Origin of the sequence: Pseudomonas koreensis (genome assembly GCF_036668835.1) — a bacterium.
GTDB lineage: Bacteria > Pseudomonadota > Gammaproteobacteria > Pseudomonadales > Pseudomonadaceae > Aquipseudomonas > Aquipseudomonas koreensis_I.
Genome location: NZ_JAZEVW010000006.1, coordinates 96,954 through 120,896, shown reverse-complemented (window position 1 = coordinate 120,896; position 23,943 = coordinate 96,954). Strand labels below are relative to the sequence as shown.

Below are 23,943 nucleotides of genomic sequence, written 5' to 3'. Positions count from 1 at the left end.
GTTGCTGCGGGTGGTGTTTCTGGCGGTTTCGCCCTTACGGCGAGTCACCTTTTTCAAACGCCAAAAAGGTAACCCAAAACGCTTGCTCCTACGTACGGCCCTCGCAGGCTCGGGTCCCTTCGCTGCGGGATCGATCCGGGCGCAGCGGCTACGGTTTGCTTCGCTGCACCTACTTCCGCTGTGTCTGGCTGCGCCAGACGGTCGCTGCGCTCCCACGCCCGGATCGATCCCTCCACTCAGCCTTCCGACGTCGCCGGTGGATCAAAAGCAAGATCAAAAGCACTCGAGCTAACGCTCATTGTTGAGTGGTGTAAAGCGACGCATGGCTTGGGATTTGCGGTGGATTTGCCCCTCACCCCAGCCCTCTCCCCCTGGAGAGGGAGCCGATCGCTGTGCTTTTCAAGTGCTTGATTCAACTCGATATCCCTGCTCGGCGTATCTCTCATATTCAACTCGATCAGTCCCCTCTCCCTCTGGGAGAGGGTTAGGGTGAGGGGCTTTTGATCTTGATCTGAAATTGCCGGATCACGCCTGATCCACCATCGCCGCAAACCCCTGATCCTCCCCCAGAAACCCGCCGCTCTGATGCTGCCACAACCTCGCATAAATCCCGTTCCTGGCCAGCAACTCGGCATGGGTGCCTTGTTCGATGATGCGGCCTTCGTCCATGACGATAAGGCGGTCCATGGCGGCGATGGTGGAGAGGCGGTGGGCGATGGCGATGACGGTTTTGCCTTGCATCATTTCGTCGAGGCTTTCCTGGATGGCGACTTCGACTTCGGAGTCGAGGGCGCTGGTGGCTTCGTCGAGCAGCAGGATCGGGGCGTTTTTCAGCATGACCCGGGCGATGGCGATGCGTTGGCGCTGGCCGCCGGAAAGTTTGATGCCGCGCTCGCCCACCAGGGTGTCGTAGCCGCTGTGGCCCTGGCGGTCGCTCAGTTGGTTGATGAAGCTGTCGGCCTGAGCGTTGGCGGCGGCGCGGCGGATGTCTTCGTCGCTGGCGTCGGGGCGGCCATAGGCGATGTTGTCGCGGATCGAGCGGTGCAGCAGCGAGGTGTCCTGGGTGACCATGCCGATGGCGCTGCGCAGGCTGTCCTGGGTCACTTCGGCGATGTTCTGGCCGTCGATGCGGATCTGCCCGCTGTCGACGTCGTAGAAACGCAGCAGCAGGTTGATCAGCGTCGATTTTCCTGCACCGGAGCGGCCGACCAGGCCGATTTTTTCGCCGGCGCGGATGTGCAGGCTCAAGCCGTCGAGGACCTGACGTTCGCCGTTGTAATTGAAGCTGATGTCGTCGAACGTCACCGCGCCGCCAGCAGGTACCAGCACGCCGGCGTTCGCTGCGTCCTGGACTTTCGGGCCGCGGGTGAGGGTGGCCATGCCGTCCTGCACGGTGCCGATGTTCTCGAACAGCGAGGTCATCTGCCACATGATCCAGTGCGACATGCCGTTGATGCGCAGGGCCATGGCGGTGATCGCCGCGACCGCGCCCGCGCCGACCTGGCCCTGGTGCCAGAGCCACAGGGCATAGCCGCCGGCGCCAATGATCAGCGCGACCACCAGCGCCTGGTTGACGATCTCGAACTGGCTGACCAGACGCATCTGGCGAAACCCGGTGAGCTTGAAGTCTTCCATTGCCGCGCGGGCGAAATGCGCTTCGCGTCTGGAGTGCGAGAACAGTTTCACCGTGGTGATGTTGGTGTAGGCGTCGGCGATGCGCCCGGTCATCGATGAGCGCGCGTCGGCCTGTTCCTGGCCGACCTTGCCCAGGCGTGGGACGAAGTACACCATCGCCAGCGCGAACAGCGCGACCCAGGCAATGAACGGCAGCATCAGCTTCAGGGCGAAGCCGCCAGCGAGGGCGATGATAGCGATGAAATACACGCCGATGCCGGGGGCGATTTCGATCAGGGTGAACAGCACCTCACGCACTGCCAGCGCCGTTTGCATGACCTTGGTGGTGACCCGCCCGGAAAATTCATCGGAGAAGAACGACAGGCTTTGCCGCAGCATCAAACGGTGAAAATCCCAACGCAGGCGCAGCGGCAGGTTGATCGCCAGGATCTGGTGCTGAACCATCGTGCGCAACGCGACCAGCACGATGCTCACCAGCAGGACGATGCCGATCCCCCACAGGACGCGGCTTTCCTCGGCACTGACGCCGCCACCGGTCTGCCAGGTCGAGAGCAGGTCGACTACTTGGCCGAGGAAGGAAAACAGCCACGCTTCATAGATCGACACACCGGCGCTGAGCAGGGCCAGCGCGAGGATATAGCCGCGCGCGCCGCGAGTGCACGCCCACAGAAAACGCGTCAGGCCCACTGGCGGTGGTGGCAGTTCGTCAGGCGGGAAGGGGTCGAGTCTTCGTTCAAACACGCGAAGCATTGCGCTCTCCGAAAAGTATCAAGGTCGGGGGATTCTGCCATTTAACGGCGGCCTTGAGGGGTTGCCGGTAAATATCAGGTCACCTGAACTGACCCCGGAACGGGACCGCAGTGCCAATTGATTGCTCTTGCCGACCCTGCTGCGCAGACGCCGGAGGCAAAAAATCCTCTGATGCTCAGTGCTGGGGATGCACCACCGACTCGATCGCCTGCAACAAGGCTTCTTCTTCGAACGGTTTGCTCAGGCAGTGCACCGCTTGATAGTGGCCGGACTCGGCGAGGGTTGCCTCATCCCAATGGGCCGACATGCAGATCACCGGGAAACGCTGGGCGCGGCGCCGCAGTTCACGCATGACGTCGATGCCGGACAGGCCGGGCATGCGCAAATCCAGCAGAAGACAGGCGATTTCCTCGAAAGGCTGTTCGGCGAGAAAGGCTTCGCCGCTGTCATAGACCTGCGCGTGGTAACCCACCGAGCGCAGCAGATTGCGCAGGCTTTTGCGCACCGAAGCATCGTCATCAACGATGCAGACAATGGTCGCGTGACGACTGTCGTCCGTTGCACGACGGTCAGTTGCGCTGTTCACCACAGGCTCGATGGGCCGGGTGGCCGCGCGCTGCTGATCAGCCCGTAGAGTTCGACGAGGTTGACCAGCGAGCGCGTCTGCATCTTCGCCATGATGTGTTTGCGATGGACCTTGGCCGTGACTTCACTGGTGCCCAACTGATTGGCAATCTGCTTGTTGGCAAGACCGGCGACAATCAGCGGTAATACTTCACGCTCGCGCGGGGTCAGCAGCGCGGCCAGTTGCAAGGCTTGTTGCACGCGCTGCCATTGCTCGTACGCAGTCGCCGCACGTTCGCGGGTGGTGCGCAGAGTATCGAGCAGTTCATCGTCGTTGAACGGTTTGGTCAGAAACTCCACCGCCCCGGCTTTCATCGCCTGCACCGACATCGGAATGGTGCCGTGCCCGGTCATGAAGATCACCGGCCACGGGTGGCCGCGCTCGGTGAGTGTCGCCTGCAGTTGCAATCCGCTTGCGTCAGGCAGGCTGACATCGAGCAGCAGGCACGTCGGCCCGTTTTCCAGAGGCGCGTCGAGCAGTTCCTCGGCGCTGGCGAACAGGCGGTGTTCGATGCCTTCGGCCCGCAGCAGTCGGCTCAGGGCCGTGCGTACACGCGCCTCGTCATCGACGATCAACACCGGCACCGATTGCGCCTCGACCGGCGGCTGTTGTGGCGCCCCCGGCACAGGCGCGGCCATGGCAGTGAAGGCGGGCGGTTTGGGTTCGCGGTCTTTCAATAATCGGTAACCTCGACGGGCGACCGTCTGTATGATTTCTTTGGCCCCGAGCAGCTTGCGCAGCGCGGAAATCTGCACCTGCAGGTTGTTTTCCTCGACGACGATATCGGGCCAGACCTGATTGATCAGTTCATCCTTGCTGACAATCCGGCCGTCGGCCTGCATCAATACCGAGAGCACTTCGAACGCGCGGCCGCCGACACGCAACGGCCGGCCATCGAGAAAGGCTTCGCGCCGCTCCAGTGAGATCGTGGCCTGGCCGAGTCGGATCATGCTTGCCTCTGCGCTGCGGTGAAAATGAATGGCGGGGCGCCGGTTCATGAGACCGGTACGCTAGGTGAGCGCCCGGCATAAAGCAATTATCCCGAGGGATAACAGCCGCGGTTTCCAGCCTGTTTATCCGCAACGGCAGGCTCTGGACGGCCATTCTGGGGCTGCAGGCGGACAGCCGCGCGACGACTGGCCCCTTGACCAGAACCGTTGCGTATACTCGCGGATCGGCCCTGAAACCAGTCTCCAGTGGTGATTCCAATGCCCGGCACACCTTCTGCCAGCCCCGTGTCTTGTCCGTCTCCAGCCCTGCTGCATGACGAAGCGTGGCTCGACAGTTGCCGGTTCAGCCTATGGCGCCGCGACAACGAACTGACCTGGTACAGCCTCGAAGACGGCCGCACGCTCAAGCGCTGGTTTGCCGTGCGCGCACCGATTCAACGCCCGACCGTGTGCAAACGCCTGGAGCGCGATTTCCATCTGCACCTGCCCGCTGAGTGGGTGATTGCCCCGGTTGCACAGATCCGCTCGGCCGACGGCCCGCTGCTGGTGTATCCCGAGTGGGGTGTGTCACTGGCAGAACTGGTCAGCGACGCCGGCCTGCCGCTGGGTCGGTTTCTGCGCATTGCCGTGGCGGCGGCCAACGCACTGGCGCTGACTGGTCAGGCTGGCGTCCGCCGCGTCGGTCTGCTGCCGTGGCACCTGATGGTCGGTGCCGACGACTCGGTCAGGTTGATGGGCGTGCACACCGCCGCGCCCGATCTGTCGAACAGCGAACTGCCTGTTATCGAACATTGGCCTTATCTGGCGCCGGAGCAGGTGCAGCACGACGTCGCGGCGAACGATGAACGCAGCGACGTGTACGCCTTGTCGGCCATCCTCTATGAGGTGCTCACGGATCACACGCCGCTGACGGCCCGCGACCCGGCGCAGTGGCGGCATGTGCACGCCGCCGTCCAGCCGCCATCGCCTGATGTGTATGTAAAAGACTTGCCGCAAGGGCTTTGTCAGGTCTTGCTCAAAGGCTTGGCAAAAGAGCCGGACGCGCGCTATCAGAGCCTCGAGTCGCTGGCCGCGGATCTGGCCTGGTGCCTGCGCCAGTGGCGTGAGCATGGGCGGATCGACGCGTTTCGCCTGGGCGCGTTCGATGCGCTGACGAAGACCACCCGTGGCGAGTTGCTGTTCGGTCGCGAGGCGGAGAGTGCGCAATTGCTCGAACAGATTCAGCGCGTGCGCAGCGACGGCATCGCCCGGGTTTTGCTGGTCGCTGGCGCGCCGGGGGCGGGCAAGTCGACGCTGATTCATCAGGGTATCCGTGGGCAGGCGCCGGGTTACTGGGCCAGCGGCAAGATCAACCTGCTGCACAACGACATTCCTTTTGCGCCGCTGGCGCAGGTGTTCCGCTCGCTGGTCACGCAGTTGCTGGGCAAGCCGACGCTGGAAATGCAGGCGCTCGGTGCGCAATTGACCGAAGTGCTCAAAGGCCGTGGCCGCCTGCTGGTAGAGCTGGTGCCCGAGGCCGAGCTGCTGATCGGCGTCACCGCAGAACTGCCCAACATGCCGGCCCGTCATGCACTTGATCGCGCCAGTCGCACTCTGCTCGATGTGCTGCAGGTGTTCGCCCAGCCGGGGCGGCCGCTGGTGCTGTTTATCGATGATGTGCAATGGGCCGACGACTCGACCCAGGCCTTTCTGAAGGCCTTCATTGCGCGCCCGCCGCGGCATCTGTTGCTGATCCTGGCCTATCGCGACGATGAAACCGCGGTGCTGGGCGGTGAGGGCGGTTCGCTCGGTGAGTTGTGTCGCGAGTCGGCATTGCCGGTGTCGCGTATCGAGCTGGGTCCGATGTCGGTGCAGGCGGTCGCGCAATTGATCGCGGCCGAACTCGACGCCGAGGTCGACAACCTCCAGGCCCTGGCCGAAGGGGTGCATTTTAAGACCGCTGGCAATCCGCTGTTCGTCAGCCAGGTGTCGCGGGCGTTGATGGATGAGCACCTGCTGCATTTCGATGCGGCGCAGCATCGCTGGGTGTGGGCGCCAAGCGCGCTGGCTGGCTATCGCTACGCCGATAACGTCGCCGACCTGATGGTGCAGCGCTTGCAGCGCCTGCCCGCGTCGGCGCAAGAAGTGTTGCGCTGTGCCGGCTATGTCGGTGGTCGCTGTGACGAAGCGCTGTTGCAGCGTTTGCTACCGGGCGATCCGCCGCAACTGGCCCGCGATGTCGAGTTTCTGGTCAACGGCGGATTTCTGCTGCGCGAAAACCACCAACTGCTGTTCCCCCATGACCGCGTGCTCGAGGCAGCAGCGCAACTGCCAGCGCCGATGGGGCGTGCCGCCGAGCACGCACGCATTGCTGCGGTGATGCTCGATGAGTGGCGCGAGGAGCTCGCTCAACACGTCTTCGAAATCGCCAGCCAGATTCAACGCATCGACACCGACACGCTGAAGGCGCATCGCCGCGCCGATTTCATCAACGTGCTGGTGATGGCCGCCGAGCGCGTGCGTGATACTGCCGCTGTCGATCAGGCATTGGATTATCTGCTCATTGCCGAGCGCCTGCTCGGCGCCAGTGGCTGGACGCAGCTGTACCCGCAAGCCTTCGCCAGTCGCTGGCTGGCCGCCGAGTGCGTGATGCTGCTGGCGGATCTGCCGAGCGCCCAGCAACGTCTCGACGATTGCCTGCACCACGCGGCCACGCCGCTGGACCAGGCGAAAACCTATCGGTTGCGCGCCAGTTTGCGCACCCTGCATTCCGATTATCAGGGCGCGATCAGTGAAGCGCTGAGCGGCTTGGCACTGCTGGACATCTCGCTGCAACGCAAGCCTTCAAGGGCGCAAATGACTGAAGCCTTCGAGCGTGTTCGCGAGTTGCGCGGTACGCGTCGGATCGCCGACCTGACCGCACTGCCGCCGGCGGTTGATCCGCGTATCGAAGCGGCCATGGAACTGCTCAGCACGCTGATTGCTTCGTTTTTCGTCGAGGACGACATCTCCTTTGTGCACCTGGCGAAAATGGTCGAACTCACGCTGCTGCATGGCACTACGCGGAGCAGTGGCTACGGATTCGCCTGGTTCGGGGTGATGATCGCCGATCGATATGGCGAGTACGTCGACGGTCAGGCCTATGCCGAGCTGGCGCTGCAGCTCACCGATCTGCATGGCTATGAAGCCGGGCGCACGGGCACGCTGGTGGCGCTCGATCAGGTCAGCCCGTGGACCCGGCCACTGGCGTACGCCCGGCAAAAAGCCTTCGCCGCGTTCGAATGCGGGCAGGCGGGCGGTGATCTCGGCATGTCGTGCTACGCCTGCAACCATATCGCCTCTGATCTGCTGTTCATGGGCGAGCCGTTGCCCAGTGTGCTGAGCGAACTGGAGCACGGTCTGGCCTGGGTCCGCCAGTTTCATTACATCGATATCGAACGTATTCTGCTGGCGCAGCAGACATTCGCCACAGAGTTGCGCAACGGCCCGGCGCCGCGTGCCGTTGCTGATCTTGCGAGGCTTGAACATGATTGCTTCGGCCCGTTGGACCGCGAGCGCGTGTCACAGCCCACGCTGTTCTGGCGCTGGCTGTATTCGGGCATGTCCGCCTTTTATTTTGGCGACATCGCTTATGCCTTGCGGCGCTTCGAAGAGGCAGGCGCCTTGGCCTGGTCGCTGCCGGCGCACATCAACCTTGCCGATTACTACCTGTTCTACAGCCTGGCACTGGCCAGTGACGAAGCCTGCGGCGAGGTCAGCGAAAAACTGCAAACGCTGGAACAGCACCGCCAACGAGTCCTCCTTTGGGTCGAACTTAACCCGACGACTTTCGCCAACAAGTTACTGCTGATCGAAGGCGCCATTGCCCGCGTGCGTGGCGAAGGCCTGGTTGCCATCCGCTGCTTCGACCAATCGCAGATCGCCGCCGCCGCTGCGGGATTCATCCACGAACAGGCGCTCGCCCACGAGCAACTGGCGCAGATCTGCCTGAACAGCGGCCTGGTGTCGGGTGCCCATCACCACCTGCGCGTGGCCCGCGATTGTTATGCGTTGTGGGGGGCGCAGGCCAAGGCGCAGCAGTTGAAGGCGTTGCATCCTTTTCTCGCCGCTGAACATTCAGTGGAAACGGCGACCCCGGTCACCCGCGCACGCCTCGATCTGCAAGTGGGCATCGAGGCCGCCCGCGCGGTGTCGCAGGAAGTGCTGCTCGACCGCTTGGTCGAAACCCTGATGAACCACCTGATGATCCATGCCGGTGCCGATCAGGGTGTGCTGATGCTGGTGACCGACGGCGCACTGCAACCGGCCGCAGCGGCGTTTATCGAGTCTGGCAACGTGCGTGTGACGCAGGCCAACGACCAGCCCCTCGAACACATGCCCCCGGTCTCGATACTCAACGCAACCATGCGCACACGCACGCCACTGGTACTCGACGACGCCAGCGCGCAATGCCCCGAGGCCTACAGCGCCGATCTGCGATCCCGGCAGACACGCTCGATGATGTGCCTGCCGCTGCTCAAACAGGGCACGCTGATCGGGCTGGTGTATCTGGAAAACCGCCTGGTGCCGAAATTGTTCAACGCCGAACGGCTGACCATGCTGGAAATCCTCGCCTCCCAAGCCGCAGTGTCGCTGCAGACCGCCCGGCTCTATGCGCAACTGGTCGAAGACAACCGCCTGCGGGCACAGATGGAGGCCGACCTGCGCAGCTCGCGCGCAGAACTGGCGCGTAACTCGCACCTGAAAATGATGGGCGAACTGTCCGCCTCGATCGCCCACGAGATCAGCCAGCCGCTGCTGGGCATCACCTCCAACGCCTCGGCCAGCCTGCGCTGGCTCAAACGCGCCACGCCGGACCTGGACGAAGCGATTCAAGGCCTGGAAGACATCCGCGCCGACAGCGCCCGTGCCACCGAAATCGTCCAGGCCCTGCGCGCCCTGGCCAAGCAGGCCCCACTGAAACGCCTGCCCACGGCGATCGACGAACTGATCAGCGAAGTCATCCAGCTGACCGCCACCGACCTGCACAACCGCAACGCCACCCTGCAAACCTGCCTCAACGCCGGCTGCAACGTCGCCGTCGACCGCGTACAGATCCAGCAAGTCATCTACAACCTGATCACCAACGCCCTCGAAGCCATCGCCAGCCACGACCGCCCCGGCCAACTGACCATCGAATCGACACGCCGCGATCACCACATCTACATCACCCTCCAGGACAACGGCCCCGGCATCGCCGAAGCCCAGCGCGAACACATCTTCGACGCCTTCTACACCACCAAAGGCAACGGCATGGGCATGGGCCTCGCCATCTGCCGAACCGTCATCAACGCCCACGGCGGCACACTGCAAGTGGAAGACAGCGAAGAGGGCGCACGGATCGGATTTACGTTGCCGCTGGGATTGCCGGGTGACGCTTGAATCGCGCTGAAGATCAAAAGCCCCTCACCCTAGCCCTCTCCCAGAGGGAGAGGGGACTGACCGGGGTGGATGCGACAGGTACGCCGACGAGCAATACCGCGTCGAATGCAAGTTTCGAAACCAACCGAAATCGGCTCCCTCTCCAGGGGGAGAGGGCTAGGGTGAGGGGCAAACCCACCGCAAACCCCAAGCCAAACCCCCGCTTCTAACCACTCAACAATGAGCGCCAGCTCGAGTGCTCTTGATCTTGCCTAACCAGCGACATCGGAAGGCTGAGCGCAGGGATTGATCCGGGAGTGGGAGCGAAGCGACCGTCTGGCGCAGCCAGACACAGCGGAAGTAGGTGCAGCGAAGCAAACCGTAGCCGCTGCGCCCGGATCGATCCCGCAACGAAGGGACCCGAGCCTGCGAGGGCCGTACGTAGGAGCCAGCCTTTTTGGGTACTTTTTCGGCGTCTGGAAAAAGTGCCTCGCCGTAAGGGCGAAACCGCCATCAGCAACACCCGAAACAACGGATATTCACCCAAAACCCCCAAAGCCTGGTCGGCCCAAAGGCCGCCACGACCAAAAAAAAGACCGCAACAAAGCGGCCAAAAGAGCGAGCAAACAAACGAAAATCAAGTACGCAATTCCACCCCCCGCACCACCACCGCCAAACCCACCGCACCCTCCCAAACCGCCACCCGCTCGCCCACCACCGCAACGCGCGCAGCGTCCAGCGCCATCGCCTGACGCCAGGCCTTCGGCGGCATCCCCACCAGGCGCCCGAACGTGCGGGTAAAGTGCGAATGATCAGAAAACCCACACTCGTAGACAATCTCGGTAATCGGCATCGACGTCAGCAACAAACCCTTCGCCTTGTCGATCTTCACCCGCAACATCCACTCCTGCGGCGAGCACCCCGTGACCAGCTTGAACGCCCGGGAAAAATGACTGCGCGACAGATTGCAATGCTCGGCAATCTCACTGACCCGCAAGCTGCGGCTCAGGTCGCCGAGGATGAACGCCTTGGCGCGGCGTTCCTGCCAGCCGGACAGCGCGCCCAATGGGCGCGCCAGGGTGCAGGGATGGTCTGAATTCACCGGTTGCGGGGTCATGGCGGCTCTCCTGATCGTTAGGCAAAGTCTGGGCGCCGCCGACATTTAAAGTCCTTAAGCAAACCTGAAAAGTTCTGAAGCCGCCTCGCATCTCCCGCTCAGGCATGAAACGGATAATCGACGTACCCGCGCTGATCGCCACCGAAAAAACTGCTCGGGTCCGGCGTGTTCAGCGACAGGTGCTCGCGCAGCCGCCGCGGCAGGTCCGGATTGGCCAAAAAAGGCCGGCCAAACGCGATGATGTCGGCGCGTCCCGAGCGCAGTGCCTGCTCGGCAGACTCGGCGTCGTAACCGCCCGCAAGCATCAGCAGGCCTTTCCAGGTTGCGCGCAACTGAGCAATGATCGCGTCCCAGCGCGGGTCGAAATGTTCGTCCTTGACCGTGCCGACCATCGCCGGCTCGACCAGGTGCAGATACGCCAGATTCCAGGCATTCAGCGCCTCGACCAGATGGCCGAACGTGGCTTCTGGGTTGTCGTCGCCCATGCCCATGAAGCGCCCCATTGGCGTCAGACGTACGCCGACGCGTTCGGCCCCCACTTCGTCGGCCACGGCCGCGACCACTTCGAGCAACAGACGCGCGCGATTCTCGACGCTGCCGCCGTAGGCGTCGTTGCGCTGATTGCTATTGCTGTTGAGGAACTGATCGAGCAGGTAGCCGTTGCCCGCGTGGATCTCGACACCGTCCATCCCGGCACGAATGGCATTGCGCGCAGCGCGGCGATAGTCCTCGACGATGGCGGCGATTTCTGCGGTTTCGAGGGCGCGCGGTACCGGCACATCCCCCCAGACGCCATTGCCGTTTTCGTCAACGATGAAAGTCTTGCCGGGCACCGGTAGTGCGCTCGGTGCGACGGGCAGGCCGGCGTCCGGTTGAAAGCTGGGGTGCGAGACGCGGCCGACATGCCACAGCTGCATGAAGATCAGCCCGCCAGCGCCATGCACCGCGCCGCTGACTTCGCGCCAGGCCTCGACCTGCTCATCGTTGTAAATGCCCGGCGTCCATGCGTAACCCTGGCCCTGGCGGGAGATCTGTGTGGCTTCAGTAATGATCAGCGCAGCGCTGGCACGTTGGCGGTAGTACTCGGCGTTCATCGCCGTCGGTACGTCGCCCGGCTGGCCGGCGCGCGAGCGCGTCAGCGGTGCCATGGCAACACGATGGGCGAGGGTATAAGGGCCGAGGGTGACGGGTTGGAACAGGCGGCGGGTCATGAGCAACTCCAGATAATTAACGAATGACTTGAAGCGCGACAGCGGGCTGCGCACGCGGTAGAGCTACGTTAACCGGGCCGGGCGGGGGTGATAATCGGTGGGCGGCGCTACGCTGTTTTGCGCCTGGCGCAACGGCGCCCGCGTTCATTGGCGATGAACGCGGGCGGTGCTCAGGAGGGTTGGGTCGAACGGCTCAGCGGCAGGTTCAACCAGCGCCGGCCGGTGGCATTGGCGACGGCATTGCCGAGGGCAGCAGCCATCGGCCCCTGGACAATTTCGGCGGCGCCGAGGAACGGCTCACCGGGCTGGTCGAGTAAATGCACATCGACCTTCTTCGGCAGTTGCGTGAAGCGCAGGATCGGATAACCGCTCCAGTCGTAGCTGCGAATGCCGCCCGCGTCGTAGGCGACTTTCTCGTACAGCGTCCAGCTCGCCGACTGCACGATGCCGCCCTCGACCTGATTGCGCAGGCCATCGGGGCTGACGATCTGGCCGACATCCACCGCCGTCACCACATGCTCGATGCGCACTTCGCCGGTTTGCGGATGCACGCGCAGGCGCACGGCGAGGGCGCAGTAACCCATGATGTTTTTGTAGCGGGCGAAGGCAAAACCGATGCCGGCACCGGGCTCGGAGTTTTTATGCGGCCACTCGATAGCATCGCGCACCCGCTCAATTACCGCACGAGCGCGAGGGTCGCTGAGATGCGCCAGGCGCAACGCCACCGGATCAACGCCGGCCTTGTTTGCCAATTCATCAATGCTCGCTTCGATGGCGAAAATATTGATGTGCGCGCCGAGCGAGCGCATCGCCGAGGTGCGAAACGGCATGGTCGTGACGAAGTTCATGTTGATCCGCGTCGCGCCGAGGTCATACAGCGGCACGGCGTTGCGGTCGCCGTCGCCTTCGGGCTGGGCGATCGGCACCGAGGGCGCCGAGGCGAACGGCTGCGCCAACAGACGCGCCGGCAACAGGCGCCCGGCATTGACGATGCGCTCGTTGTGCGGGGTGGTCCACAACTCGTAGTTCCAGTCCTGCAGGCGATTGTTCGCCAGGCCGACGTCTACTTCGGCCACCATCGCCGAGCTGTACGGTTCCCAGAGATTTTCCTGCTCGCGCATCCACTGCACGCGTACCGGCGTGCCGGGTACGCGCATGGCAATCAACGCGGCGTCGGCGGCGGCATCGTCGGCACCGTTGTGGCCGTAACAGCCGGAGCCCTCGCTGTGGATGCAGCGCACCCGCTCCGGCGGCAGACGCAGCATTTCGGCGATGCCGGCGCGCAGCGGATAGACGCCTTGGGTGTGCGTCCACACGGTCAGCACGCCGTCCTTGAACCAGGCCACGGCACAGGACGGACCGATCGAGCCGTGCATCAGGTATTGCTTGGTCACCCGCGCCTTGAATTGCGTTTCACCGGTGATATTCACGTCGCCGTTGTTGCTGATCGGATAGCGCCGCGAAGGCAGGCGCTTGAGCAGGGTATGAATATCAGCGGCCTCGGGAATTGCGTCGCCACCACGCCAGCGCGCGACCTCGCTGGCGCTGCGCATGGCCTTGATCGCTTGCCATTCGTCACGCGCGAGCACGGCGAGATAATTGCCGTCGCGGATCACCTTGACCACCCCGGCCAACGCTTCGATGGCCGGGACATCGAACGCCTCCAGCGTGCAACCTGGACGCGGCGGGCGAATCACCCGCGCGTGGAGCATGCCGGGCAAGCGCATGTCCTGGACGAAAGCGGCACCGCCGCTGACCTTCGCCGGGATGTCCAAACGCGGCAATGACTGCCCGATCAGCTTGAAATCCGCCGCTGGCATACTCGACGATTGCGCCTTGGCGTATTGGTGCACATCAACGTTGCTGACCGCCTCGGCGTAACTCATGCGTTGCCCGGCCGGCCCTTCGATCATCGCATCAGCGGTAGTCAGCTGCGCCGGGTCAACCTCCCAGCTGCGCGCGGCGGAATCCACCAGCATCTCGCGTACTTGCGCGGCGGCATTGAACAGCGCGGTGCCGCTGTCGAAGATGCTGTGACTGCCGGCGGTGTAGCCTTCATTGGGTGTCAGCGCGGTGTCGGCGGTGAGCAGGTTGATCGCGCTGGCCGGCACTTGCAGGCGCTCGGCGGCGATTTGTAGCAACGCGGTTTTTACCCCGGTGCCCAACTCGACCTTGCCGGTGTACACGGTGGTGCCGTCGGCGCCGATGCGAATCCACGCGTCGAGGTACGGATTGGTGCGCAGGCTGCCGGGTAGGTCCGGCGCGAGCACCACGGTGCCGAGCGTGTCGACTTCAGTGTCGGCCAGCGCCCGCCGCGCCATCGGCACCAAGGTGAAGGCCATCAGCAAAGCGCCGCCGCGCAAGAAGGCCCGGCGGCTCGGATTCAGACCGGTGGGTTCGCTCATGGCCGGCTCCCGTGTTGCCCGGCGACCAGGCTGATCGCCTCGATGATGCGCAGATGCGTGCCACAGCGGCACAGATTGCCGGCCATGTGCTCGCGAATGGTTTGCTCATCCGGATGAGGATTTTGTTCGAGCAGCGCCTGCGCCCGCATCAGCATGCCGGCGATGCAGTAACCGCATTGCGCTGCCTGTTTCTCGATAAAAGCCGCTTGCAGCGGGCCGGGTTTTTCTGCGCTGCCGAGGCTTTCCACGGTGCGGATCTGCTTGCCTTGCAGACCCGCGCAGGGCGTCAGGCAGGCAAACACCGGTTGGTCATCGACGATCACCGTGCAGGCGCCGCACTGACCCAGACCACAGCCGTACTTGGCGCCGTTCAGGCCCAGATGATTGCGCAGCGCATACAGCAGCGGCATGTCCGGTTCCAGCTCCAATGCCTGGGCGGCGCCGTTGACGTTGAGGGTGATCTGGCTCATTTGGTCTCCTGACGTAATGCTTCAATAGTGGAAGAGAGGTCTGCCCAGGGCTGCTCGGTACGCGCCTGTTGGCGCAGGTACACCGCCAGCGCGGCGAGTTGTTGGTTGTCGAGGCTGGCGGCGAACCCGGGCATTTGTGGGCCGGGAGCACCGGGCGTGGCCGGCAGTCCTTCGAGTACGGTCTTGAGGAAATTGCGCGAACTGGCTGCGTGCAGCGCCGAGGTGCTTTCCAGTGGCGGACGCCCGTCGATCTCGCGCATCGGCGCGGCGCGGCCATGGCAGCCAGCGCAGGCGCTGGTAAACAGCAGCGCGCCTTGGGCAGTGGAAGCGGGGTCGACCGGCGTTGGCGCCGTGGTTTCGGTAACGGTCGGCGGCTGCTCCAGGCTCAGCAGGTACTCGGCAATCGCGTCGGCTTCGCTGGCGGGCAGACGTGCCAGACTCAGGCTGACCGGGCGCATCGGGCCAGCCGGAGTACCGTGCCCGGCGACTACATCGGCACGCAGATAATCGACCAGTTGCTCGCGGTTCCACGGATTCGCCCGTTGCCCCAAACCGACCAGCGCCGGAGCCTCCCAGCCGTCGACGCTGCCGCCGTGCAGGTACTCGGAGGATTTCTCCGCGCCGATCAGGTTGAGCGGTGAATGGCAGCCGGCGCAGTGCCCCGGCCCGTCGACCAGATAACGTCCACGGTTCCACGCCGCGCTGCGTTCGGCCAGTGGCGTCAGCGGTTCGCCGTGCAGAAACAGCAGGTTCCAGAACGACACCAGTGGACGAATGTTCATCGGGAAATTCATCTGATTCTGCCGCGCCGGCGCCTGCACGGCGGGGCCGCTCATCAGGTAGGCATAGGCATCGTCGATGTCCTCGGCGCTCATGCGCCGGTAGTGCACGTAGGGAAACGCCGGGTAGAGGTAATGCCCGTCACGGGCGATGCCCTGGCGCATCGCCCGTTCGAAGGCCGGCAGCGACCATTGGCCGATACCGGTCTGCGCATCCGGGGTGATGTTGGTGCTGTACAGGGTGCCGAACGGCGTTACCAGCGGCAGCCCACCGGCCAGATATTCACCGCCGGGGCGGGTATGGCAGACCGCGCAATCGCCGGCTTCGACGACCCGCGCACCGCGATGGATCTGCGCCGTAGCGAATCTCGGAGGGCGCTCGATTGGCGCAATCGCCGGGCGCCACATCAACAGCACGGCGGCGATCAGCGCCATCGCCGCCAGCAGCGCAACAACGATCCAGAAGTTACGGGATCTCAGCCAGGACAGGTTCATCAGCACGACCCCGGCAAAGGGCACAATAGCGGGGGGAGGGAATGGCGAGTCATGCGAAGCTCCTTGTGGCGACCGGGGAAGGGCGCCGACGTTTGCGCCTCGGACAAAGCCTAGAGAACACTCGCGCGGCGGAGAATCCGCGCTTGGCGCAACAGCGCGTTGCGTCACAAGCAACGCCGTGTGCCGTTGCGCTACACGCATCACTGCGTTGCCCGGCGCAGTGATTCTCGCCGCCCGCTGCTGGCCGTAGCCTTGGCTCACCTTTTCCAGACGCAATGAGGTCTCACCATGCTCACCGGCAACCCCGCCACTACGGCCAAGGCCGAGCAACCCGCTTCACTTTCCGGCCTGATGGTCGCGTTCCTCGCGTTCTGCTGTGGCGCGGTGGTGGCCAATCTTTATTACGCGCAGCCCATTGTCGAGTTGATCGCGCCGCAAATCGGCCTCTCTAGCGCGAATGCCAGTCTGATCGTCTCGTTGACCCAGTTCGGTTATGCCTTGGGCCTGCTGTTGCTGGTGCCGCTGGCCGACCTGATGGAAAACCGCCGTCTGGTGGTCGGTTTCACGCTCGCCGCGAGTGTCACGCTGTTGTGCGCCGGGCTGACCCATTCGCCGTCGATGTTCCTGGTGTTTTCCCTGCTGATCGGCCTGACTTCGGTCGCGGTGCAGATCCTCGTGCCGCTGGCCGCGCATCTGGCGCCTGAAGCCACGCGCGGCCGAGTGGTCGGCAACATCATGAGCGGCCTGCTGCTGGGGATTCTGTTGTCGCGGCCGCTGTCGAGCCTGTTGGTCGAAGTGTTCGGCTGGCGCGGGGTGTTTTTCAGCGCCGCCGGGTTGATGGCGATCATTGCGCTGATCACCGCCGTTGCGCTGCCACGCCGTGTGCCGAGCCATAAAGCCACGTACACGGCGTTGATCGGGTCGGTATTTGCCCTGGCGCGCCAGCATGCGTTGTTGCGTCAGCGTTCGCTGTATCAAGGGCTGCTGTTTGCCAGCTTCAGCCTGTTCTGGACCCTGGCGCCGATCGAACTGATGCGTCATCACGGCTTCAGTCAGGCACAGGTCGCGATCTTCGCCTTGGTTGGCGCGGTCGGGGCAATTGCTGCACCGATTGCCGGGCGCCTGGCCGATGCCGGGCATACGCGGCGCGGCACGTTGGTAGCGTTGCTGTTGGCCCCGGTTTCGCTGCTGATCGCTGCGCTGCCGAGCAGCAGTTACTTGTGGCTGGTGGTGTGTGCGGTGCTGCTGGATTTTGCCGTCCAGTTGAACCTGGTCCTTGGCCAGCGTGAGGTTTACGCGATCGACCCGCACAGCCGTGCGCGCCTCAATGCGGTGTACATGACCAGCATTTTCGTTGGCGGCGCCCTCGGTTCGCTGGTCGCCAGCCCGCTCTACGAGCACTTCGGCTGGAACCTTTCTGCAGTCGCAGTAGCGTTGCTGCCCGCCCTGGCGCTGGGGCTGTTCCTGAGCCACAAAGCCGATGACTGAGTACGCGGCCTCTGCAGCCAAGCACGGCGATACAAGACGGCAAACGCACGGTGATGCACAATCATCGCCGTTGCTTTCCGACCGGACTCCGCTGATGGACAAGTTGCTGGCCTTGAAGATGTTTGTCGAAACCGTGCGCTGCGGGGGCTATTCCTCGGCGGCGCGCAAACTCGGGATCTCGACGTCTTCGGTGACCCGGCAGGTGGCGGGGCTGGAACACGAACTGGGCGCGAGCCTGCTCAATCGCACCACGCGCAACACCAGCGTGACGGTGGCCGGGCAGACTTACTTCGACAAGGCCGTGGCGATTCTCGAGGCGATCGACGAAGCCGACGCGGTGGTTGCCGACCGTGGCAGCGAGGCGCAAGGGCGGCTGCGCATCAGCGTGCCGGTGGAGTTCGGCCGGCGCCTCATTGCGCCACACCTGAGCCGCTTGCTGGCGCGCCATCCGGGCCTGGAAATCAGCTTGTCGCTAAGTGATCAGGTCAGCGATCTGCTCAGCGAACAGATCGACGTTTCAGTACGCCTCGGCTCCTCGGTGGTCAGCGAGGACATCGTCAGCAAACGCGTCGGGCAGTTCCAGCGCTGGGTCGTCGCCAGCCCGGAGTATCTGGCGCGCAGTGCCGAGCTGTGCCATCCGCGCGACCTGCTCGACCATCAATGCCTGCGCTTCGATTACGCCGGCACGCACCAGCACTGGACCTTTCAGGGCGACGACGAAACCATCCAGCTCAACGTGCATGGGCGCCTGCAAAGCAACAATGCCGACATCCTTCGCGAAGCCGCGATCGATGGCGGCGGGGTGACGCTGCTGGCCGACTGGCTGGTACGCGACGATGTTGCCGCCGGGCGCCTGGTGCGCGTGCTTGAGCAGTATCAGGTCAATCCCGGCAATGCCAGCAGCTGCATCAACGCGCTGTACCTGCCAAATCATCGAGGATCAAGCCGGATCAACGTGTTTATTGATTTTCTGCTGGAGATTCTCCAACCGGCGGCTTGATCGACTGCTCGGCGGCGCTTGCTTTCGGCAGCATCGCCACGCCGGCAGCCAGGGCAAACGTGCACAGGGCGACGATCACCCCGGCATCTTCCAGCACCGCGCCAAACAGCGGCGTGCCGGCGGTTTGTCCCAGCGCCAGGACCAGAAACGGAATGCCCAAACCCAGATCGGGACGATCCGGAAACAGGTTGATGCCCTGAATCAGATACACGCCGGACGAGACGATATAAGCGGCGCCAAACAGGCACATCGTCGCGAGTCCATAAACCGCTGAAACCGACGCCGCTGCCAAGCCCAGCGTGCCGGCCGCGATCCCTGCAAGGGCCAATCGGTGCATGCGCGCAATACCAAAACGAGCGGTCAGCACGCCGGTGGTGCAGCCACTGATGCCCGCCGCGCCGAGCAATATCCACGCCCAGGCAATCGACCGATCGGAGAAACCGGCTTCAGCGCGCAGAATGTCGGCGCCGAACGTCCAGATGGCGGTGCTCGCCAGTCCCATCAGAAAGGCGCTGCAACACAGCGGCAACACACCGGGGCGGCGCAGCAGGGTCAATGAGAAGTCGCCGGCGCTGGTTTCCTCGACTTGGCGCGGTACGGCGAACCAGAGCCACGCAGTAATGCCGACCCCCATCATCGCGAACAGGGCATACAACTGCCGCCACTGCCCTGCGGCGACCACTACGGCCAAACCGGAAAAAACGATGCCGGCGGCGGTACCGGCATTGATGAAGCCGTTGGCCCGTGCGCGCTGCGCCTCGGCAATGCGTGCCGCCACCGCGCTGGCCAGCGGTGGTGAAGTCAGGCCGGTGCTCAACCCAGCGAGGGCCACGCCGCAGCCCAGCGCCAGGCCCGATTGGGCGAAGACGATCAAGCCCATGCCGAGCGCAGCGGCCGCACCGGCAAGCACCGTAAGTGCGCGAGGGCTGAGTTTGCCGTTACTGATGAATGTCGCAACGATGCCCACGCAGTAGGCCGCGAAGGCGCTGCCGCCGATCCAGCCGGCAGTCGAGACGCTGAGCGCCAGCTCCTGACGGATCTGCGGCAGCAGCAGGCCGTAGGCAAACCGTGCCAGGCCATAGGACAACGCGGTGAGGGCGAAAGCTGCCGCCACCAGGTTAGCGCCGCGCTTCAAAGCTTCAGCGCCCGATCAGGATGGGTGACGGCATCGTGCGGGTCATTTCGCTGCGGTTGAGGTTTTCTTGCGGGTTTTGCTCGCCGTGGTGGCGGGCGCGTCTTTGCTTTTTTTTCGAGGTGCCGGCGGCGCTACGCTGCTGGCGACCGAGCCGGGCAAGCCGTCGGAGTCGAACGCATCGAGTTCGGCGCGGGCCTGGAACCAGTGATCGAAATCCTGCCCGTGCGGCCGGCCTTGCTCTTCCCAAAGGCGATAGGCGGTTTTGCGGATGGTGTCCTCGTCCATATCAATCTCTCCAGCGGGGTAAAAATCGGGGCCTGCACGTTACGGTGAAATCGGATCGCTGGCGGGGAAGGTTTCTTCCACCGCTTCGTCCAGTTTTGAATCACTGACGTTGCGCTCACTGTGCCCCTGATTCTGCTCGCAGTGGCAACTGCTCGACGGGCAGGGCTGGCCATTGGGGTGAAGATCGGCGCAAGCCTGGCTGCAATAGCGTTTGCCGTCGCGTTCAACGGCGTTGTCAGCACTGCAGCTGCAGGTGCATCCAGAGCAGGCGCACTGCGATGTTGAGGTGTCGTTAGCCATGGTGTCCTCCCGGTTGCTGATGGTTGTTGCGTTCATAAAATCTGATAACCGGCAGCGCGGCAGGGTTTGAACGGATTTCCTCAGGGCCGATGAGCGGTCGAGAAAATCTGGCTAAACGTTGAACGATGGCAGCACCGCGTTCAGCGCCAACGACAGATTCAGCGCCAGAATCAGCAGGATCGACACCACAAAAAGCCGTCGTGCCCAGGCTTTCGATGTGCGCAGGCTGATTCGTCGCAGAGCGACATAAAACCAGTAGCCACCCAGACCGATAATGACCAGCGGATACGACACGTTGAGATTCGCCACCCAGCCCAGCACAGCCGCGCTGATGAGGAACGCCAGCATGTACAAAACGATCTCGCGCCGCGCCTGACTCAGCGTCAGGGTTGGCAGGCCGGCAGCGCGGAAATCTTCGTGGCGCATGACGGTAATCGCATGGGAATGCGGCATTTGCCAGCAGCAAAATACGATGACCAGCAGCAGCGCAGTGGCGTCGAAATTGCCGGTCACCGCGCCATAGCCGATCACTGGTGGCATGGCGCCGGACAGGCTGCCGACCAGCGTGCCCCAGTGCGAGCTGCGCTTCATCAGACAGGTATAAACGCCTGCATAAATGATCAAGCCGATCGCCGCCAGTGCGCTGGCCAGCGGCGTGGTGCCGCGCCAGAGCAAAGCAAAACCGAGCAATCCCAGTACACCCGCGTAAGTCAGTGCTGCCGGCACCGACACCGCCCGGATCGCCAGCGCCCGATGACAGGTGCGGACCATGCGCCGGTCGATATCGCGATCGACGCAGTTATTGATCACGCAACCGCAAGCGATGATCAACGCGGTACCGAACACGGTGGCCAACAGATGCGCGATCGATAATGGTCGGCCGGCCGCTGCGAGCAGGTAACCACCGAGCACCGACGCCAGATTGCCGAAGATGATCCCCGGTTTGGTCAGTTCAATGCCGACGTTGAGCGGTACCCTCCATTGCCTCAGTGCGCCAGCATGTTGTGGTGAATGCTGTCCATGATCCATAGCGAAAGCCCAACCAGCAGGAGAATGATGACCACCGAAAAGATCAGCGCAATCAGGTTCCAGCGCTGTTCCGAGGCGGTGTCCAGATGGAGGAAGTATTTGAGGTGGGCGAAAACCTGGACCACCCCGAGCGCCACCACCACCCACGCGGTGATATTGCGCGGCAGGGTTGGAAACATCACCAGACCGAACGGAATCACGGTGAGGACCACCGATATGATGAAGCCGACCATGTACGTACGGCTGCTGCCGTGGCTGGTCCCGGCACTGCTGTGAACCTGACTTTGGTTATACATGTCACACCACCCCCAACAGATAAACCACGGTAAACACGCAAATCCACACGACATCGAGGAAGTGCCAGAACAGGCTCAGGCAACTCAGGCGCGTGGTGTTGGTGTTGGTCAGGCCACGACTGCTAACCTGCGCCATCAGAATCGCCATCCACACCAGGCCGCTGAGCACGTGCGCGCCGTGGGTGCCGACCAAGGTGAAAAACGCAGTGAGGAAACCGCTGCGATCCGGGCCGTAGCCTTCTGCGATGAGATGATGGAATTCATTGATTTCCATCGCGATGAAGCCGCAGCCCAGCACGAACGTCACCGCCAGCCAGCGCAGCACATGCGCCTTGTCGTTGCGGTTCATCGCCAGCATGGCGTAGCCGTAGGTGATGCTGCTGAGCAGCAGCAGGGCGGTTTCGGCGAGGACGTAGGGCAGCTCGAAAATATCGACAGTCGACGGCCCTCCGGCGACGCTGTCTCGCAACACGGCGTAGCCGGCGAACAGCGTCGCGAAGAGGATGCAGTCGGTCATCAGGTAGATCCAGAAACCGAACACCCGCATGGAACCTGCGTCTTCGTGGCCTTGCTCATGGCTGTGAGCGATGTCTTTTTCCAGGACGATATTGGACATGATCAAGCCTCCGCCAGGTCTTTGAGTCGGGCTTTTTCGATCCGGGCGACTTCCTGCGCAGGGACGAAATAGTCGATGTCTTCGTCATAACTGCGCACCACCATGGCAACCACCGAAGCCACCAGGCCGAAGATCGCCAGCCACCAGATATGCCAGACCAGGGCGAAGCTGCAGATCAGCGCGAAAATGCTGATCACCAGGCCGGCGGAGGTGTTGCGTGGCATGTGGATGGCGCGGTAATCGGTGTGGCTCAGGGTGCTGACGCCGCGCTCTTTCATGCCCCAGTAAGCGTCCAGATCGTTGACTTTCGGCTGCTCGGCAAAGTTGTAGAACGGCGGCGGCGAGGCCGTGGCCCATTCCAGCGTGCGCCCATCCCACGGGTCGCCGGTCAGGTCGCGATATTTGGCGCGGTTGCGGATGCTCACATACAGCTGCAGCGCCTGCGCGGACACGCCACAGAGGATGATGCCGACGCCGACCAGTTCCAGCAGCAACCACGGTTGCCAGGCCGGGTTGTCGAAGTGGTTGAGGCGTCGGGTCATGCCCATGAAACCGAGTACGTAGGACGGCATGAAGGCGAAGTAGAAACCGGTCAGCCAGCACCAGAAAGCGATGCGCCCGAGCCGGTCGTTGAGGCGGAAGCCAAAGGCTTTCGGGAACCAGTAGGTCAGCCCGGCCATGTAGCCGAACACCGCGCCGCCGATGATCACGTTATGGAAATGCGCGATCAGAAACAGGCTGTTGTGCAACAGGAAGTCCGCGCCAGGCACCGCCAGCAGCACGCCGGTCATGCCGCCGATGCTGAACGTGACGATAAAGCCCAGCGTCCACAACATCGGCGTTTCAAATCGCACCCGTCCGCGGTACATGGTGAACAGCCAGGTGAAGATTTTCACCCCGGTCGGCACCGCGATAATCATCGTCATGATGCCGAAGAACGCATTGACGTTGGCCCCGGCGCCCATGGTGAAGAAGTGGTGCAGCCAGACGATGAACGACAGGATGGTGATCGCGATCGTCGCCCACACCAGCGACACGTAACCGAACAGGCGCTTGCTGCTGAAGGTCGCTGCAATTTCGGAGAACACGCCGAACGCCGGCAGAATCAGGATGTACACCTCCGGGTGGCCCCACGCCCAGATCAGGTTGACGTACATCATCGGGTTGCCGCCGGCCTCGTTGGTGAAGAAGTGCATGCCCAGATAGCGGTCGAGGGTGAGCATCAGCAGGGTCGCGGTGAGGATCGGGAACGCGGCAAGGATCAGCACCGAGGTGCACAGGGCGTTCCAGGTGAACACCGGCATCTTGAACAGGGTCATGCCTTCGGTGCGCATTTTCAGAATGGTCACGAAGAAGTTGACCCCGGTGAGTAACGTGCCTATCCCGGATATCTGTAACGACCAGATGTAGTAATCGACCCCCACCCCGGGGCTGTAGCCGAGTTCGGACAGGGGCGGGTAGGCGACCCAGCCGGTGCGGGCGAATTCACCGACGCCCAGCGAGATATTGACCAGCGCCGCACCGACCACGAACAGCCAGAAACTCAGCGCGTTGAGAAACGGATAGGCCACGTCGCGCGCGCCGATCTGCAACGGCACGACGATGTTCATCAGGCCGACCACGAACGGCATGGCCATGAAGAAAATCATGATCACGCCGTGGGCGGTGAAGATCTGGTCGTAATGTTCCGGCGGCAGATAACCCGGCCCGCCACTCGAGGCCATGGCCTGTTGGGTGCGCATCATGATCGCGTCGGAAAAGCCGCGCAGCAGCATGACCAGGGCGACGATGATGTACATGCAGCCGATTTTCTTGTGATCGACCGAGGTGAACCACTCGCGCCAGAGGTAACCCCACTTGCGCTTCCAGGTCACGGTGCCGACCAGGGCAAAGCCCATCAGGCCCACGATGGCCAGGGTGTACATGACGATCGGCTCGTGTAATGGAACCGCGTCCCATGAAAGTTTCCCGAACATTG

Annotated in this window: 18 protein-coding genes; 3 read left to right on the top strand and 15 right to left on the bottom strand. The window is 63.3% G+C overall.

Annotated features, from left to right (window positions below):
• Window positions 1–525: 525 nt before the first annotated feature.
• The 3 genes from V6F91_RS18600 to V6F91_RS18590 all read right to left on the bottom strand — a co-directional run bounded on the left by V6F91_RS18600 (window position 526) and on the right by V6F91_RS18590 (window position 3,960).
• Window positions 526–2,385: an ABC transporter ATP-binding protein gene (locus V6F91_RS18600; RefSeq protein WP_332766928.1), complete on the bottom strand. Its 1,860-nt coding sequence runs from the start codon at window positions 2,383–2,385 to the stop codon at window positions 526–528.
• Window positions 2,386–2,560: 175 nt separating this feature from the next.
• Window positions 2,561–2,971 (bottom strand): response regulator transcription factor, encoded by a 411-nt coding sequence (locus V6F91_RS18595; RefSeq protein ID WP_332766926.1) that lies wholly within the window; start codon window positions 2,969–2,971, stop codon window positions 2,561–2,563.
• Window positions 2,968–3,960 (bottom strand): response regulator, encoded by a 993-nt coding sequence (locus V6F91_RS18590; RefSeq protein ID WP_332766924.1) that lies wholly within the window; start codon window positions 3,958–3,960, stop codon window positions 2,968–2,970. The genes V6F91_RS18595 and V6F91_RS18590 overlap by 4 nt, the downstream gene beginning before the upstream one ends.
• Before the next feature lie 258 nt (window positions 3,961–4,218).
• Here V6F91_RS18590 and V6F91_RS18585 point away from each other — a divergent pair, with 258 nt between their 5' ends.
• On the top strand, window positions 4,219–9,360 hold the full coding sequence (locus V6F91_RS18585) for a trifunctional serine/threonine-protein kinase/ATP-binding protein/sensor histidine kinase (protein ID WP_332766922.1): 5,142 nt from the start codon (window positions 4,219–4,221) through the stop codon (window positions 9,358–9,360).
• 616 nt (window positions 9,361–9,976) lie between these two features.
• Here V6F91_RS18585 and V6F91_RS18580 read toward each other — a convergent pair.
• The 5 genes from V6F91_RS18580 to V6F91_RS18560 form a co-directional block, all read right to left on the bottom strand.
• Complete coding sequence (locus V6F91_RS18580) at window positions 9,977–10,456, bottom strand: AraC family transcriptional regulator (protein ID WP_332766920.1); 480 nt, start codon at window positions 10,454–10,456, stop codon at window positions 9,977–9,979.
• Window positions 10,457–10,554: 98 nt separating this feature from the next.
• Complete coding sequence (locus tag V6F91_RS18575; RefSeq protein WP_332766918.1) at window positions 10,555–11,667, bottom strand: alkene reductase; 1,113 nt, start codon at window positions 11,665–11,667, stop codon at window positions 10,555–10,557.
• A 170-nt stretch (window positions 11,668–11,837) separates the two neighbouring features.
• On the bottom strand, window positions 11,838–14,072 hold the full coding sequence (locus V6F91_RS18570) for a xanthine dehydrogenase family protein molybdopterin-binding subunit (RefSeq protein WP_332766916.1): 2,235 nt from the start codon (window positions 14,070–14,072) through the stop codon (window positions 11,838–11,840).
• Window positions 14,069–14,542, bottom strand: coding sequence for a (2Fe-2S)-binding protein (locus V6F91_RS18565; protein ID WP_332766914.1), 474 nt, complete (start codon window positions 14,540–14,542; stop codon window positions 14,069–14,071). The genes V6F91_RS18570 and V6F91_RS18565 overlap by 4 nt, the downstream gene beginning before the upstream one ends.
• Window positions 14,539–15,816, bottom strand: coding sequence for a c-type cytochrome (locus tag V6F91_RS18560; RefSeq protein ID WP_423815340.1), 1,278 nt, complete (start codon window positions 15,814–15,816; stop codon window positions 14,539–14,541). The genes V6F91_RS18565 and V6F91_RS18560 overlap by 4 nt, the downstream gene beginning before the upstream one ends.
• 288 nt (window positions 15,817–16,104) lie before the next feature.
• Here V6F91_RS18560 and V6F91_RS18555 point away from each other — a divergent pair, with 288 nt between their 5' ends.
• The gene (locus tag V6F91_RS18555; protein WP_332766912.1) at window positions 16,105–17,304 is read left to right on the top strand and encodes an MFS transporter; all 1,200 of its coding nucleotides are present in this window, start codon (window positions 16,105–16,107) and stop codon (window positions 17,302–17,304) included.
• Between the two features lie 94 nt (window positions 17,305–17,398).
• The gene (locus tag V6F91_RS18550) at window positions 17,399–18,304 is read left to right on the top strand and encodes a LysR family transcriptional regulator (protein WP_332766909.1); all 906 of its coding nucleotides are present in this window, start codon (window positions 17,399–17,401) and stop codon (window positions 18,302–18,304) included.
• Here V6F91_RS18550 and V6F91_RS18545 read toward each other — a convergent pair.
• The 7 genes from V6F91_RS18545 to cyoB all read right to left on the bottom strand — a co-directional run bounded on the left by V6F91_RS18545 (window position 18,264) and on the right by cyoB (window position 23,941).
• Complete coding sequence (locus V6F91_RS18545) at window positions 18,264–19,439, bottom strand: MFS transporter (protein WP_332766907.1); 1,176 nt, start codon at window positions 19,437–19,439, stop codon at window positions 18,264–18,266. The genes V6F91_RS18550 and V6F91_RS18545 overlap by 41 nt on opposite strands.
• A 42-nt stretch (window positions 19,440–19,481) precedes the next feature.
• A complete protein-coding gene (locus V6F91_RS18540) occupies window positions 19,482–19,724 on the bottom strand; it encodes a DUF2934 domain-containing protein (RefSeq protein ID WP_258449038.1) in 243 nt (80 codons plus the stop codon).
• A gap of 39 nt (window positions 19,725–19,763) precedes the next feature.
• On the bottom strand, window positions 19,764–20,024 hold the full coding sequence (locus tag V6F91_RS18535) for a metallothionein (protein ID WP_208940891.1): 261 nt from the start codon (window positions 20,022–20,024) through the stop codon (window positions 19,764–19,766).
• A gap of 111 nt (window positions 20,025–20,135) precedes the next feature.
• Window positions 20,136–21,053: a heme o synthase gene (gene cyoE / locus V6F91_RS18530; protein ID WP_332766902.1), complete on the bottom strand. Its 918-nt coding sequence runs from the start codon at window positions 21,051–21,053 to the stop codon at window positions 20,136–20,138.
• A complete protein-coding gene (gene cyoD / locus V6F91_RS18525) occupies window positions 21,011–21,349 on the bottom strand; it encodes a cytochrome o ubiquinol oxidase subunit IV (RefSeq protein WP_332766900.1) in 339 nt (112 codons plus the stop codon). The genes cyoE and cyoD overlap by 43 nt, the downstream gene beginning before the upstream one ends.
• 1 nt (window position 21,350) lies before the next feature.
• Complete coding sequence (locus tag V6F91_RS18520) at window positions 21,351–21,965, bottom strand: cytochrome o ubiquinol oxidase subunit III (protein WP_208940888.1); 615 nt, start codon at window positions 21,963–21,965, stop codon at window positions 21,351–21,353.
• A gap of 2 nt (window positions 21,966–21,967) precedes the next feature.
• Window positions 21,968–23,941 (bottom strand): cytochrome o ubiquinol oxidase subunit I, encoded by a 1,974-nt coding sequence (gene cyoB / locus V6F91_RS18515; RefSeq protein ID WP_332766897.1) that lies wholly within the window; start codon window positions 23,939–23,941, stop codon window positions 21,968–21,970.
• Window positions 23,942–23,943 lie beyond the last annotated feature (2 nt).

Bases quoted from the DNA above. Each gene is read 5' to 3' on its own strand.
- V6F91_RS18600 (WP_332766928.1), bottom strand. From the start codon at position 2,385: ATGCTTCGCGTGTTTGAACGAAGACTCGACCCCTTCCCGCCTGACGAA.
- V6F91_RS18520 (WP_208940888.1), bottom strand. From the start codon at position 21,965: ATGTCCAATATCGTCCTGGAAAAAGACATCGCTCACAGCCATGAGCAA.
- V6F91_RS18575 (WP_332766918.1), bottom strand. From the start codon at position 11,667: ATGACCCGCCGCCTGTTCCAACCCGTCACCCTCGGCCCTTATACCCTC.
- V6F91_RS18570 (WP_332766916.1), bottom strand. From the start codon at position 14,072: ATGAGCGAACCCACCGGTCTGAATCCGAGCCGCCGGGCCTTCTTGCGC.
- V6F91_RS18535 (WP_208940891.1), bottom strand. From the start codon at position 20,024: ATGGCTAACGACACCTCAACATCGCAGTGCGCCTGCTCTGGATGCACC.
- V6F91_RS18590 (WP_332766924.1), bottom strand. From the start codon at position 3,960: ATGATCCGACTCGGCCAGGCCACGATCTCACTGGAGCGGCGCGAAGCC.
- V6F91_RS18565 (WP_332766914.1), bottom strand. From the start codon at position 14,542: ATGAGCCAGATCACCCTCAACGTCAACGGCGCCGCCCAGGCATTGGAG.
- cyoE (WP_332766902.1), bottom strand. From the start codon at position 21,053: ATGGATCATGGACAGCATTCACCACAACATGCTGGCGCACTGAGGCAA.
- V6F91_RS18555 (WP_332766912.1), top strand. From the start codon at position 16,105: ATGCTCACCGGCAACCCCGCCACTACGGCCAAGGCCGAGCAACCCGCT.
- cyoB (WP_332766897.1), bottom strand. From the start codon at position 23,941: ATGTTCGGGAAACTTTCATGGGACGCGGTTCCATTACACGAGCCGATC.
- cyoD (WP_332766900.1), bottom strand. From the start codon at position 21,349: ATGTATAACCAAAGTCAGGTTCACAGCAGTGCCGGGACCAGCCACGGC.
- V6F91_RS18540 (WP_258449038.1), bottom strand. From the start codon at position 19,724: ATGGACGAGGACACCATCCGCAAAACCGCCTATCGCCTTTGGGAAGAG.
- V6F91_RS18585 (WP_332766922.1), top strand. From the start codon at position 4,219: ATGCCCGGCACACCTTCTGCCAGCCCCGTGTCTTGTCCGTCTCCAGCC.
- V6F91_RS18560 (WP_423815340.1), bottom strand. From the start codon at position 15,816: ATGAACCTGTCCTGGCTGAGATCCCGTAACTTCTGGATCGTTGTTGCG.
- V6F91_RS18550 (WP_332766909.1), top strand. From the start codon at position 17,399: ATGGACAAGTTGCTGGCCTTGAAGATGTTTGTCGAAACCGTGCGCTGC.
- V6F91_RS18580 (WP_332766920.1), bottom strand. From the start codon at position 10,456: ATGACCCCGCAACCGGTGAATTCAGACCATCCCTGCACCCTGGCGCGC.